10 protein-coding genes are annotated in these 13,658 nt (G+C 50.9%); 1 reads left to right on the forward strand and 9 read right to left on the reverse strand.

Features of this window, described 5'->3' with window-relative positions; genetic code table 11:
• Positions 1–41: 41 nt before the first annotated feature.
• From LK436_RS16275 to LK436_RS16295, 5 genes are all read right to left on the reverse strand, one after another.
• Positions 42–902: a carbon-nitrogen hydrolase family protein gene (locus LK436_RS16275; RefSeq protein WP_008397334.1), complete on the reverse strand. Its 861-nt coding sequence runs from the start codon at positions 900–902 to the stop codon at positions 42–44.
• A complete protein-coding gene (locus LK436_RS16280; RefSeq protein ID WP_049932146.1) occupies positions 880–3,423 on the reverse strand; it encodes a hybrid sensor histidine kinase/response regulator in 2,544 nt (847 codons plus the stop codon). Before LK436_RS16280 ends, LK436_RS16275 begins: the two co-directional genes overlap by 23 nt.
• 430 nt (positions 3,424–3,853) lie before the next feature.
• Entirely contained in the window at positions 3,854–4,654 is an 801-nt protein-coding gene (locus tag LK436_RS16285; protein ID WP_008397331.1) for an ABC transporter permease, read from the reverse strand.
• The gene (locus tag LK436_RS16290; RefSeq protein ID WP_008397330.1) at positions 4,641–5,426 is read right to left on the reverse strand and encodes an ABC transporter ATP-binding protein; all 786 of its coding nucleotides are present in this window, start codon (positions 5,424–5,426) and stop codon (positions 4,641–4,643) included. The genes LK436_RS16285 and LK436_RS16290 overlap by 14 nt, the downstream gene beginning before the upstream one ends.
• A gap of 139 nt (positions 5,427–5,565) precedes the next feature.
• The gene (locus tag LK436_RS16295) at positions 5,566–6,879 is read right to left on the reverse strand and encodes a putative ABC transporter permease (RefSeq protein ID WP_008397329.1); all 1,314 of its coding nucleotides are present in this window, start codon (positions 6,877–6,879) and stop codon (positions 5,566–5,568) included.
• A gap of 308 nt (positions 6,880–7,187) precedes the next feature.
• On the opposite strand from LK436_RS16295, the gene LK436_RS16300 reads away from it, so the two are divergent.
• Positions 7,188–8,492 carry a winged helix-turn-helix domain-containing protein gene (locus LK436_RS16300; protein WP_044931109.1) on the forward strand — a complete coding sequence of 435 codons (1,305 nt, stop codon included), beginning with the start codon at positions 7,188–7,190 and terminating at the stop codon, positions 8,490–8,492.
• Positions 8,493–8,504: 12 nt separating this feature from the next.
• Here the strand turns inward: LK436_RS16300 and LK436_RS16305 are convergent, their stop codons facing one another.
• The 4 genes from LK436_RS16305 to LK436_RS16320 all read right to left on the reverse strand — a co-directional run bounded on the left by LK436_RS16305 (position 8,505) and on the right by LK436_RS16320 (position 13,495).
• Entirely contained in the window at positions 8,505–9,677 is a 1,173-nt protein-coding gene (locus LK436_RS16305) for a M20 metallopeptidase family protein (RefSeq protein WP_008397326.1), read from the reverse strand.
• Between the two features lie 23 nt (positions 9,678–9,700).
• Complete coding sequence (locus tag LK436_RS16310; RefSeq protein ID WP_008397325.1) at positions 9,701–11,155, reverse strand: amidohydrolase; 1,455 nt, start codon at positions 11,153–11,155, stop codon at positions 9,701–9,703.
• Between the two features lie 107 nt (positions 11,156–11,262).
• Positions 11,263–12,654 carry a sodium/glutamate symporter gene (locus LK436_RS16315; RefSeq protein WP_008397324.1) on the reverse strand — a complete coding sequence of 464 codons (1,392 nt, stop codon included), beginning with the start codon at positions 12,652–12,654 and terminating at the stop codon, positions 11,263–11,265.
• A gap of 376 nt (positions 12,655–13,030) precedes the next feature.
• Positions 13,031–13,495, reverse strand: coding sequence for an Hsp20/alpha crystallin family protein (locus LK436_RS16320; protein ID WP_008397322.1), 465 nt, complete (start codon positions 13,493–13,495; stop codon positions 13,031–13,033).
• Between the last annotated feature and the right edge of the window lie 163 nt (positions 13,496–13,658).

Here is a 13,658-nt window from a genome sequence, read left to right on the forward strand (position 1 = left end):
ACCCCTCCTTCTCCTTTTTTGCTTTCCTTTTGCTTCTGCAGCTATCTGTCCTTCGCAGCACTGCCCTTTTTGTAAATCACCTCATACACATCTGTGCGCCTGTTTTCCAGGGACGGCAGCTGCTCTCTGATTTTATCGAGATAGTCCAGATCGATCTGGGCATAGGTAATACATTCCTCATCTCTGGCTCTGGCAATAACAGTTCCCCATGGATCTGCCACCAGACTGTTTCCGTAGGCTGTATAGGCCGGCTTTGTCCCTGTCTGTCCGGCAGCTATGATGTAGCAGCCATTTTCAATGGCACGGGCTCTGAGAAGCGGCTCCCAGTGATCCTTGCCGGTAGGCATGGTAAAGCTGGAAGGGACGAAAATCACCTGAGCCCCTGAAAGAGCCATCAGGCGGTAGAGCTCCGGAAACCTCACGTCATAGCAGACAGACATTCCGAACACGCCCAGCTCTGTCTCTGCCGTGACAATCTCCTCTCCCCCCTGCACCCGATCCGACTCCCTGAACGGAGTTCCGTCCGAAAGGGTGATGTCAAACATATGGAGCTTGCGGTAACCGGCGATAATCTCTCCCTCCGGGTTAATGAGAAAGCTCAGATTTCTGGATCGCTTCTGCCCGGGCACCTGCTCTGTGATGCTGCCCGCATGGATGTAAACTCCGTGCTTTTTCGCCTCCTCACACAGGATCTCTGAAGTATAGCCGGGAACTTCCTCCCTGCCCCCTCCCTCTCCTGTATTCTTTCCAATCAGGTTCATCACCTCAGGAAAGCAGATGAGCTTTGCCCCGTGGGCGGCGGCCTCCTCTATAAAGCGGCGGGCCTTTTTAAGATTTTCTCCCTTGTCATTCTGGGTATCCATCTGGATGAGAGCTGCCTCATATTTTCTGATCTGTTTCATTGCTGTTCTCCTCTTTTCCTGTTCTGCTGTTTTTTCTATCCTTCAACAGGCTTTCAACGGTCTTTCGGAATATCTCGAAGTCAATGGGCTTTGAGATATGGGCGTTCATGCCTGCATTTCTCGTGGCTGCTATGTCCTCTGAAAAGGCGTTTGCCGTCACGGCGATAATTGGGATTGTGGCGGCATCCGGCCGCTTCATGGCGCGGATCTGCCTGGCCGCCTCGCAGCCGTTCATCACCGGCATCTGCATATCCATCAGGATAATGTCAAAAAATCCCTCCCCCATCTCCCGGAAAAGCTCCACGGCTTCTTTTCCATTCCAGGCCTGCGTCACATCCAGGCCGTACATTTTCAAAAGCTCTGTGGATATTTCCATGTTGATCTCATTGTCCTCTGCCAGGAGAACCCGGTATCCGGAAAGGTCCGCCGTCTCCAGGGGCTGCTCTCTCTTTTCCTCCGGCTTCTTCTCTGTCCCGGGAAGGAACGGCAGTGTTACAGTAATTGTACTTCCCTTTCCCAGCTCACTGTCAATCTCTATGGTGCCGGCCATCTGGATCACCAGGTTGTGGACAATGGCCATTCCAAGACCCGTTCCCGCCACATTGGCGGCGCCGAACCGTGTCTCCCTCTCAAAGGGCTCATAAACCTTCTTCAGAAATTCCCGGCTCATGCCTATACCGGTATCGGAGACAATGAACTGGTATTTTCTGTAACGGCCGTTTACCTCCTTGATTTCATGGACAGACAGGGAGATCGTTCCGTTTTTTCCTGTAAATTTGAATGCATTTGACAGAAGGTTGTTTAACACCTGCTGCGTTCTTCTCCAGTCGCCCCTGACGCAGGCGTCCTCTATGTCGAGTGACGCTGAAAAATTTTTGTGCTCCGCTCCCGCCTGGATTTTGAATACCTCAATCTGCTCCTCCAGGCTTTCCTGCAGATTAAAGTCGTAGCCGCTGATCTCCAGCTTTCCCTGCTCTATCTTTGAGATCTCCAGAATGTCATTAATCAATTCCAGAAGCTGGCTGCTGAGTGCCAGAATCTTATTCATGGAGTCCCTCATGTGCTCTTCATTTTCCTCCCGGCTCAGGGACAGCCTGGCCAGTCCGATAATTCCGTTAAGCGGTGTCCTCATGTCGTGGGACATATTGGAAAAAAACATATTTTTCGATTTGGCCATCTTTTCCACAGACTCCAGAGACTCCCTCAGCAGCTTCATTCTCGAGAGATCCCGCTCTTTCGCCTCATTGACATCCTTAAAGCACAGTACAACCTTATCATTCTGAAGGGATTCATCGTAAAGCATCTGCACATGTACCCAGCGGTATTCATGGTTAAATTTGCGCCTGATGTCCCCGCCGAAGTCGCGGACTCTCTTCTGGACAAGCTCTCTCATGTTTTCTATGGCAAAGGACTCTGTAAAATCCTTGTAGGAATCCTCATCCACTATCATTGATGCCACCCGGAGCAGATCGCTGTACCTGCCGGTCTGTTCCAGCTCTTTTCTCACGAAGTCGGAGCCCTTCAGCATAGAATACTCGTCTGTTTTTAAGTCGATCAGGTAGAGGGCATAATAGGAATTTCCCAGTACCCTCACAATATCATCATAAAGGCGCTCCTTTCTGGCTTTCAGCTGGTCACGTATGAGGAAGGCTGCCACCACTCCCACAAACACGATAAGCATGAACGCAAACATTCTCTGGATGTTTACAGTCCCCTTTAAAAGCTCCTCATAGGGAATCGTTATAACGGAATACATGCCATTGTCCAGCTGGTAGTAATAAACGCCCCTTTTCAGGCCGTCAACTCCCACTGTGTAGGATCGGCAGTCGTCATGAACTCCATTTTTTATTTCGCCGAACAGCCCGTCAAACCAGCACTGCGCATCCTCAGGGGAGCCATTCTGAATGATGGAGTAGACGAGAGTGCCCTTAGAATCGCAGAGAAAATAATTGCACCTCTCAGGCATATTTTCAATCTTCTGACTGGCATTCATCTGCCCTGGATATATGTCCAGGGCCACCACATCCTCTGTTCCCTCTATCTGCTTCGCCATGGTTACCACTGTACTCTGGAGGCGGACGTCTGTGTATGCATCTGTGTAAATCACATCCCCGTCTGCCTCTATCGCCTTCTGATACCACTCCGTCTGTTCTGATTCAAAGGAGGCGCCCCCCTCCCAGTATGTAGCAGCCACGATTTTTCCGTCGATAGAGGCGTAGGCCTCCACATTCTGGATTCCTGTGGCATCACAGAGATATTCCAGATATTCGCGAAGCCAGGAGGGGATATCCTCCGGCCGGTTGCCTGGGCGAAGGCCGATCTCCAGTGTATTCAACACCGCCTCGTTTTCTTTGTTGTAATTCATCTCATTCGCTGCAAACCTCCTGGCAATCTCTACGCCTGAAAGCTGTGCGCTGCTCAGAATAGCCTTGTTCATTCCAATGATACAGATGAATATCCCAATAACGAAAATAGCTAATATGACAATCAGATAGGTTGGCGTTGCCCTGCGCCTTTTCATATTAATGCTCCCTCCTGTCCTGACTGCGCAGTCCGCAGTCATATCCCGTGGATGTGCAGGCAGTCAGACTCTGCACATCCGTGCGGGCTTTTTAGTTTACAGAAAATCCGCAGAAATTTAATGAAAGCTGAAAAAGGCCGCTGCATCATCCTGTGACTGGATATATTGAACGCATCTCGAAAAGCCTGCCCCAGGCCTCCAATCTGACTCTCAGCCCTGAAGCACATCAATATACCGGAGTCTGACTGATGCAGCAGCCCCTCTGCCCAATCCGGGCCGTTTTCTCCTGGCTTTCATTATAATTCCTTTTTTCAGGAATGACAAGAACCTATCTGCTTTTACACTTGTTTTATCCCATTTTGTCCAGAGCCTGCCTGTCTGCTCCGTCTCTTCTGAACGCTTTTCCCCGCAGCATATCCAAAATCGCTGGTCAGTTGATTTTTTTCTCCAGAACTGCAATGGCCTGGTACAGCAGGGCTGACATAAAACACAGGATAACAATGCTCATGACAACCATATCCATTTTGAATACCTGACTGCCATAGATAATCAGATAGCCAAGTCCCCTGTCAGCCGCCAGAAACTCACCGATGATGACTCCCACCAGGCATAGTCCCACATTCACCTTCATGTTGCTGATAATCAGAGGCAGGGAGCCCGGAAGAAGGACCTTTCTCAGCACATCCTTCTTGGTTCCGCCCAGGGAGTAGATTAGCTTAATCTGTTCCGGATCCATGGTGGAAAAACCATTGTGCAGGGTCAGAATGGATCCGAATACGGCTACAGAAACGGCGGCCACTATAATCGTATTCATATTGTTTCCCAGCCACACAATGAGAATCGGGGCCAGCGCCGACTTCGGAAGGCTGTTGAGCATCACAAGGTACGGCTCCAGCAGATCGGAAACCGTACGGCTGGCCCACAGAAGCATGGCCCCGGAGAGCCCTAAAAGCACCACCAGGACAAAGCTGACAAGGGTTTCAAACAGTGTCACTCCCATATGGACAAATATGCTCCCGTCCGCCGTCATGGAAACGAAGCAGGACAGCATCCGCGACGGGGAGCTGAAAATAAAATCATTTAGAAGCCCGGTATCGGCGCTGATTTCCCAGAGTGCCAGAAGAAGAAAAAGGAGCAGGAAGCGCCCTGCCGCTATCCTTCTCCTGTATCGCTTCTGTTCTGCCACAAAGACCTGCTGGGCCAGGGTTTCATATTTTTCATACCTGCTCATGGGACTCCTCCCTGTTCTCAAGAATATTCCATACCTGTTTAAAGTACCCGGAAAATTCGGGAGCATTGCGCCGGCTTAAGGGGCCCAGCCCCGGCTTGGAAAATTTCACAGGGAGAATGGCCTTAATCCTTCCCGGACGTTTTGAGAGAATGATAATCCGGTCCGCCACGCTGACTGCCTCCGACAAATCGTGTGTGATTAACACAGCCGTCTTTTTCGTTTCCCTGATAATAGAGCTGATGTCATCGCAGACAGCCAGCCTTGTCTGATAATCAAGAGCAGAAAACGGTTCATCCAGCAGCAGAATCTCCGGCTCAAGAGCCAGTGTCCTTATTAACGCCGCCCTCTGGCGCATCCCGCCCGACAGCTCTGACGGCCTGGCATCCTTAAACTGCAGAAGGCCGTAATCCCCGAGCAGCTTAAGAACCAGAGCCCTGTGCTCTTCATCCAGGTTCTTCTGTATCTCCAGCCCCAGGGAAGCGTTGGAAAATATGCTTCTCCACTCAAACAGATGATCCCTTTGGAGCATGTATCCCAGCTTGGGGCTGGTTCTCTCCACCGGCTCTCCATCGATCCGCACCGCCCCCTGATCCGGCTTAATCAGGCCGCAGATAATAGACAGAAGTGTGGATTTTCCGCAGCCTGACGGCCCTACTACAGCGATAAACTCCCCTTCCTCAACCTGAAAGGATATATCTGAAAGGGCCTGCGTCTCCCCATCCATAGAGTGATAGGAATAGCTGAGCCCTGTGACTTCCAGCTTGGAAATCATTCATATTCCTCCCAATGCATTGTAATTGTTGATTTATTATATGGAAAAAATTTTTGAGAGGTGAAAAGGCACGGCAGCCGTTATGCCTGCTGCCGTAGAATAAAGAATAAAGAGAGAACTGATGAGGGAGAGATGGTTTCTACCTGGCGAGGGCGTTGGGATAAATACGCTCCATCCGCTCATCGTCAAAGTGTTCATCCAGCAGCTTTTCTATCACATTGTCCGCCTGCATTCCCTCCGAGCGCCTGTCATAGCGAATCAGAGCCATGGACGACACGACAATATTGGACGCCATAAATACAACAAGCACCCAGGTCAGGATATATCCCCAGAGGACAGGTATTTTTTCAATCCACCCGGAAAAGAACGGATACAGCCCCTTGATCCAGATTACGGCGGCTATTCCCCAGAAAAAGCAGTAGAGCAGGTTGATTCTTCCGCCCAGGTTAAAGGGAATCTCACTGTAATCCCAGAAAACAGTTCCAAATACAAGCTCTGTAAAGACACTGCACACATATTCATAGGCCCCGCCCAGTACCGTGCCGATGAAAAAGAGGTGACGGTCCGGCTTTTCCCGATCCTTATAGAGCAGGGCGGTTGCCGCCGCTATGGCCAGTCCCCAGACAATGCTGAAGGGCCCCCAGACCAGACTGCTGCGGCTCATCCAGACGCCTGCGGTCAGGCGGCAGAATACAGTCTCCACCAAATCTCCCAGGACAGCGCCGATGAGAAACAGCCAGAACAGCTTATAAAATCCGCAGCCCTCCGCAAAGACTTTTCGTTTTGTTATCTGCTCCGCTGCCTCAAAAATCAGAGGATAGGCCTTTTCCATTCGCCTTTCCACTCCTGCCTCTATAGCCTTACCCAGGCGTCTTGTCAGAACGGCGGTCCTGTATTGAAACTTTCTGACCGGCGTACTTTCCCCGGCAGTCTTAAGAACCCTCAGGCTTCTTTGCCTGACATAGCGCACTGTCGCAAGAGATGCCGCTGTATCACAGAACACAACTGCTGCTGCCGCAAAGGTGACTGTCTTTGCCGCAAATCCCGGCAGGGCATGGTACAGCCAGATAAAAAAGTCGTCTCCCCACCGGACAGCCACAAAGCCGAGGATTCCCCAGAGCACGGAATACGAAAGGCAGATATACCCGTCGAAATTCCAGCGTTTTTCCGAATAATCCCACCATTTTTTCCGGTTCAGCCGCTCAAGGGTTTTTCCAGTTATCCATTCCACCGCCGTCGCCACCGCGGCGCAGCCTAAAAACAGGAACACCGGGTTTTCCCTGAGTTCCTGAAGGACGGCTGCCATGAGCACAGCCGCTGTTCCATATACGCCGCAGAAGGGGCCTGTGGTAAATCCCCTGTTGGTAAACCGTTTTCTCTTAATGGTACCCACAGCTGTCTCCAGAACCCATCCTAAAAATGAGTAGACTAAAAACAGCCACAAAAATTCCATCCCTGTGTACTTCAAATCACTTCCTCCTCCCGCTTTTTCGGATCTCTGACAGCTGATACTGATGAAAAGCCCTGTGAAAGCGGCTGGTATAATTCAGCTATTTTACCACACAAATTCCAGGGATTCCAGCATAGTTTTCAGCTAAGGCTCCAAGGCCGCACCGGATGCGCGCCAGGAACATATTGACTCCCTCAGGGTAGCTATAGTACATTATTATACAGGGAATGGAACAGAACCGGCTCCTTTGCTCAGGGTGTCAGTTCCTGTGTTCCACTGCCAACTATCGGAAACGGAGAATCAAAAATCATATGATCACTGTCAGCATTATCAGCCCGAAGGTATCTCTTCAGGCCATCAACCGTGTCATTGAACAGAATGATTTCGGCTGCATTTTTCACAAATACGTTTACCACACCCTGGAGGAAATCCAGGATATCTATTATAAATGCAAGGATCACTGCGATATTATCTTCTGCAGCGGCGAGTTCGGCTACTACCAGCTTATGAACATCCCCAATATCGAAAAGCCCTGTGCCTTTGTGTCCTATGAGACAAAGCATTTCCTGGCAATCGCCCTGGACTTTGTGCAGACCCATCCGGACATCCCCCTCAACCGGATCTACTGCGACTTCCTGATACCAAGCAATAATTATCTGGAGCTGCACCGCTACCTCCGCCCTGAGCTGATGCCTCATTGCTGTACAGATCCAGTGCTCAGCTATGAGACGCTGTTTCGCACAGCGAAAAAGCTGTGGGATGAGGGGAAAATCGACATTGCTTTTGTGCGCTCAACAAACAGCCTGAAACGGTATGAGGACGCACACATCCCCTACCTGTACATTTTTCCCGATGACAATACCATTGCCGATTCTATTCGAAGCGCAGTGTCTACGGCAAAACTCCGCCTCAACTCCGTCGTGCAGAAGGCCAGTATTCTCATTCGGCTTGTCTATCCGGACAATCTTGCGGGTATCGAGCTGGAATACCAGAAGGTTACGCTTCTGAAGGCTCTGATGGACTTTAGAAAGGAGCAGGGAGTCAGCTTTTCCGTCCAGACCTTTGTCACCTATTTTCAGATCACCTGGGAGCTTGAGGACGGCGGACAGCTTCCTTCTCTTCTGCGCTCTCTGATCCTGTATCTGAACGCCCACGGTGAAATTTCCTTTCGTCTGGGCGCAGGCCTTTCCGCCTCCCTTTCCAACAGCCTGGAGCAGGCAGAGCAGGCTCTGAATGAGTCAGTCCACTATGGAAAAAATGACGGCTTTCTGATCAATGAGCAGCTTCGCCTGATGGGCCCTCTGTCCGTTCAGGATCCGCTCCATGTCTCCTATGACAATGAAAAAATTCTGATATTTTCCAAAGCCAATGGGATCAACGAGGGCAATCTGCAGAAAATTATCGGCCTTTTCCTGAAAAATCCCAGGCAGTTTCTCAACTCCTCCCTCCTGTCAGAGTGGCTGAATATCACTCCGAGAAGCTGCAACCGCATCATACAGAAGCTCTGTCTTGCCGGGCTTCTGACCCAGATGCATACAGAGGGCCCTATGGAAAAAGGCCGTCCCGTTAAAACCTACTGTTTTAACGAGAAGGCCTGTCTCTCAACCTTTTTCTGATAACAGAACTTCCTATCTCTCCCGCAGTCCAAGGGCAAGTCCTGCAAGCAGGGCAGCTCCCCGCCAGAGCACTCCCTCATCGGGGCTGTAATGGCTGCTGTGCAGAGGCCATACAGTCTCACCCAGCGGCGTTGTCCCGATCCAGGCAAAGGCTCCTGGCTTTTTATCCAGGTAGAAGGAAAAATCCTCAGCAGTCATGGCCGGCTCCACTGATACAGCCGTGCCGTTTCCCAGAATCCTGTCGGCCGACTCCCTCACATAGTCCGCCATTTTCTCATCATTCACCACTGCCATGTAGCCTCTCTCATAGTGCAGCTCCCCCGTGCAGCCTGAAGCAGTGCAGACTCCGGACAGCACCTCGGACAGTCTGCGCTCTGCCAGATCGCGGACAGACGGGTCAAAGGTGCGGCAGGTTCCCTCCAGCACGCACTCTCCCGCTATAATATTATAACGGGTTCCCGCATTCAGCCTTCCGATGGTTATGACGATCGACTTCATCGGATCCGCATTTCTGCTGACAATCGTCTGGGCTGCTGTTACAAACTGGGCCCCTGCCACCAGGGCGTCAATTCCCTCGTTGGGTCTTGCGGCATGGCTTGGCTTTCCCTTGATGGTGACTGTGAAATGATCGGAGGCAGCCATCAGAGGCCCCGCCTTCACTCCCACTTTCCCTAGCGGGAGATCCGGCCAGACATGCATTCCGAATACGGCGTCAACTCCCTCCAGCGCTCCCTCCTCAATCATTTTCCTCGATCCCCCCTGAGGGGACAGCTCTTCTGAGGGCTGAAAGATCATTCTCACCCTTCCTCTCAGCTCGTCTTTCCTCTGAGCCAGAAGACGGGCTGCACCCAGAGCCATGGTAATATGATTGTCATGGCCGCAGGCATGCATAACTCCCCGGTTTTCCGAGCAGAAAGAAAGCCCTGTCTGCTCCTCAATCTGCAGCGCGTCCATGTCTGCCCTGAGAGCTGTAGTGGGACCGGGCAGAGCTCCCGAAAGCTCTGCGATTACCCCGTTTCCTCCCACGCCCTCACGGATCTCAAATCCGCCGATATCCTCAAGCTCTCTCACGATTCTGGCGGCTGTCTCTCTCTCGTTGCCTGAAGTTTCCGGATGTCTGTGGAACTCTCTCCGAAGCTGCCTTAAATGCTCCTCTATGGCCTTTGCCGATTCAGCAACTGTCATCTTCCATCGCCTCCTGTATCTGTCTATTTTCTGTCCTTCCTGTCCACTGTCAGGCCGGCGTTTTCCCTTTTTCCGTTTGCATTGGGAAGGATCTCTGCCGGAATAGGGCACTCATATGGTTTTCCCTCCGTGGTCTCCTCAAATTCCTTCCTGGCCTGCTTCACAAGCTCCGGCTCCTCAAGCAGGCGGCGGCAGGCTTCAGAGAGTACCTGCGCTGCGTAAAACATCCCCTTCACCGCAGTCTTTTCTTTTCCCTGGGCTGTCATCTGCCAGGAGTGGGCCGGTGTTCCAGGCACGAAACAGGCACCCACAAACTGAGCCGTGGGCGCCGCATGACTGCAGTCTCCCACATCCGAAGAGCCTGGCAGAAACAGCTCCTGGTGACGGTGTTCCACCACAAAATCGGCCATGGGAAGCTCCCGGTAGCGGGAAGCCAGCCTTCTCTTTTCTGCCCCCTGGGCCATCATCAGAGACATATCGCTGGCAATGTCAGCGTCTGTGATAGTTTCCTTTATTTTTTCCGCATACGCCAGCTCCTCCTCCGTGTAGGACGGAAGCGGAACTGTTTTCATACAATCGTAGAGAAGCTGTTCCAGAACGCTGTTAGAAAGAATATTGGAGCAGGCCTTGTCAAAAACCACCTCCACCTTCGTCTCCGTCATCAGGGCAGCTCCTCTGGCGATATTTTTTACCCTCTCATACAGCTTTTTAACCTTTTCTGTGTCAGTGGAGCGAATCAGGTAGAGAACCTCTGCATGATTCTGTACCACATTGGGAGAGCTGCCCCCTGTGTCCGTGATCGCATAGTGAATCCGGTCGGTGGGCTCCATGTGCTCTCTCATATAGTTTACACCCACATCCATCAACTCCACTGCGTCCAGAGCGCTTCTGCCCAGGTGAGGCGCTCCCGCCGCATGGGCGGAAACGCCGTGAAACCGGAAATAAGCCTGGCAGTTTGCCTGCAGGGAGCCTGTCAGAACAGCATTGCCTCCGGCCGGATGCCAGGTGAGGGCTGCATCCAGGCCGTCAAACACGCCTGCCCGGGCCAGATAAGCTTTTCCGGATCCGCCTTCCTCAGCCGGGCATCCAATCAGCACAACAGTTCCCTCCCTGCCGGTTTCAAGCAGATAGTCCCTTGCCATCAGCGCGGCTCCGGCCGCAGCCGTTCCCAGAAGACAATGGCCGCAGCCATGACCGTTTTCTGTTTCCTCTCTGGGAACCGGCTTTGTCTGGCCTGCCTTCTGGCTGAGGCCGGACAGGGCGTCATACTCAGCCAGTAGGCCAATCACCGGACGCCCTTTTCCGGTTGTGGCTCTGAATGCCGTTTCCATCCCTGCCAGCCCGCTCTCCACAGAGAAGCCATACTCCTCCATCACATTCATGAGAGCCTCTGCCGACTGGTATTCTTCAAATTTCAGCTCTGCACAGTCCCATATTCTGGCATTCAGCTTCTCGAGAAGTTCCTCATAATTCTGCATTTTTCTCACCTCAATCACCTGCTTTTCCTGGGATTTTCGTCCGGAAAGAACGAATCTTCCTCACAGGGCCGAAAACATTGAACGGCTCTCTCCCTGCCTCAGCCATCTTAATTTCCCTTGAACTGGCTTCCGAAGGAAATACGGCTGCTCACTATGGCAAACAGCACGGCTGCAATACCAAGACCCAAAGCTGCCAAAGCGGTCACGCCCGCTCCGGAGCTCATAGGAAGTACGATGAAGAGATTCAGCATGGCAAAATAAATAATACTCGTGATCGTGTAGGATAAAGAGTAATTGGCCAGAGCCGGGCTCTCCAGATCCGGATCGCAGATTCTGAGAAGCAGAACTCCTGTCAGAAATACTCCTGTGCTCATGCCATAGGTTCCAATCATCTGCTCAAACCAGAATCCCTTTAACAGCCGCTTGCTGAGAATAAAGAGAACGCCTGTCGTTACCACATATCCGATTGCCACCATCACAAGGATCGGGACAATGTATGACGCTACCGCCTGAATCGGAAGGCTTGCGATTGCCGCAATTACGGCGAATTCTGTGAAAGAACTGGAAACCTTGCTCTTGATCTTGTCGTCTACCAGGTAGTTCAGCTTCAGCTTGCACATAATTCCCCAGATGACGAACATCACAATCATGCCGTAGGCCCAGACGGAAATACTTTTCAGGACAGGAATCTGGAATTTTTCAGCTCCCATTAAAAGAAGATACGCCAGACCGCAGGCAACAAAAATCAGAGCAGCATGGAAAGCAAGAGTGTCAATCGAGGAAGACATCGTAGTCTCACGGCCTACTGAGTTCTGTTTCTTGATATCCTTCTCAAAGCCGACACGCAGAGGCTCCGGAATATCTGCCGGTTTTTTCAACATCGCTGTCTGACCGTGTCTGGCCGCCCAGTTGATCATCATAATGCCAATCAGGATGCCGCCCACGATTCCGAACGTAGCCGTCGTGGTCGCCACGCCCTGAGAGGTCTCCCAGTAAGGCAGGTTCAGCGCGGAAAGCATATTTCCCAGAGTTCCGGCTGTGCCGTGTCCTCCGACAAATCCGATAGCCAGCTCAATTCCAAACACGTCATAGAGATCCTCTCCGGAAAACAGCACATGAGTTCCGTATCCCACTGCAAACTGGAACATAGCTGCCGCCAGTCCGATACCGATAAGAGGGAACACATTTTTAAGGACATCCGGATCCACGCCGTCAGCCTTTCCGCCTCCTATCTTCAGTCCCAGCGGGACGGCAGCCACAACCGGAACGATCAGGATGCCGGGAAGCAGAGAATATGTATCAAACCAGGACGCTGGAACAGGCAGAACATTTGCACACTGAGGTCCTAAAAGCAAAAGCAGAAACCCTCCGATCACAGAAGCCGGAATAAAGGTTTTCTGAAGAATTTTCAGCTTCGCTCTCAGAAAAACCCCTATCAGCAGAAACACACCCAGAAGGCCCAGGCTTTGCAGCAGATCTGTAAGCATTGCGTTTGTCATAGCACTCTCTCCTTTTTAAGATAGTTGGACGTCCATTTTAGGACATAAAATTTTTATGTCCTATTTATAAAAAATTTATAACACTTATAAATTTTACTGTAAAGGCGTTCTGTCGCCTTTTTGAATATTTTTGTATATTTCCGAAAAATATTGCTCTTTTTTTATTTTTTTGCTATTATATATAAAAATAGAGCCTTTAAACCGCATTTGACAAAATACAGTTTAAAGGCTCTTCTGTTCAGAGCGTGCGCATCTTTCTATACAGAAAAAGAACTCCCGCGGGAGTTCCCCGTGAGAGTTCTTTTTCTGTACATATAAGATATGAGAGCATTCAGTTGGAATCTTCTGTTTCATCAACGCCTGTATTTTCCGGCCATTATCCTTCGATGGCAATCCTCTGGCTCTCCGGAACCTGTCTGTTCATCTCTGCCTTCGGGAAATCAAGGGTAAGCACGCCGTTTTCAAATCTGGCCTTGATATCCTCCTGTTTCAGATTCTCGCCTACATAGAAGCTGCGGCTCATGCTGCCTGCATATCTTTCCTGCCTGATGAGACGGCCTTTTTTGTCCTTCTCGTCCTTGTCAAGCCCCTTGGCGGCGCTGATGGTTATATATCCATCCTTCAGTTCCAGATGGATTTCATCCTTCTTAAAGCCCGGCAGGTCTACGGCCACTTCATAAGCGTCGTCCTTTTCTCTTACGTCGGTCTTCATCATGTTCTTCGCATGCTTTCCGTACAGAGGATTCTTTCTTCCAAAGAAACTGTCGTCAAAACCGAATCCAAAATCATCCATAAAGTCATCCATTAAATTTTCTCCGAAAATGCTTGGTACATATAACATAAGTCATGCCTCCTTCAAATATCTATGCTATGTAACCGTTCAGGATGCTGTTCTGAAAGCTACCTGAGGGATTCCTTCTGATGGGAGCCGTCTTTTCAGAAGCTCTTCACTTCTTTCCGTCTCTCTTCATCCCTCTTTCTCTTTACGCCCTTATTATAGCACT

The organism is Clostridium sp. M62/1, assembly GCF_020736365.1.
Classification (GTDB): Bacteria; Bacillota; Clostridia; order Lachnospirales; family Lachnospiraceae; genus Otoolea; species Otoolea saccharolyticum_A.

Excerpts from the sequence above, each read along its gene's own strand:
- LK436_RS16275 (WP_008397334.1), bottom strand. The coding sequence starts at position 902 with ATGAAACAGATCAGAAAATATGAGGCAGCTCTCATCCAGATGGATACC.
- LK436_RS16280 (WP_049932146.1), bottom strand. The coding sequence starts at position 3,423 with ATGAAAAGGCGCAGGGCAACGCCAACCTATCTGATTGTCATATTAGCT.
- LK436_RS16285 (WP_008397331.1), bottom strand. The coding sequence starts at position 4,654 with ATGAGCAGGTATGAAAAATATGAAACCCTGGCCCAGCAGGTCTTTGTG.
- LK436_RS16290 (WP_008397330.1), bottom strand. The coding sequence starts at position 5,426 with ATGATTTCCAAGCTGGAAGTCACAGGGCTCAGCTATTCCTATCACTCT.
- LK436_RS16295 (WP_008397329.1), bottom strand. The coding sequence starts at position 6,879 with ATGGAATTTTTGTGGCTGTTTTTAGTCTACTCATTTTTAGGATGGGTT.
- LK436_RS16300 (WP_044931109.1), top strand. The coding sequence starts at position 7,188 with ATGATCACTGTCAGCATTATCAGCCCGAAGGTATCTCTTCAGGCCATC.
- LK436_RS16305 (WP_008397326.1), bottom strand. The coding sequence starts at position 9,677 with ATGACAGTTGCTGAATCGGCAAAGGCCATAGAGGAGCATTTAAGGCAG.
- LK436_RS16310 (WP_008397325.1), bottom strand. The coding sequence starts at position 11,155 with ATGCAGAATTATGAGGAACTTCTCGAGAAGCTGAATGCCAGAATATGG.
- LK436_RS16315 (WP_008397324.1), bottom strand. The coding sequence starts at position 12,654 with ATGACAAACGCAATGCTTACAGATCTGCTGCAAAGCCTGGGCCTTCTG.
- LK436_RS16320 (WP_008397322.1), bottom strand. The coding sequence starts at position 13,495 with ATGTTATATGTACCAAGCATTTTCGGAGAAAATTTAATGGATGACTTT.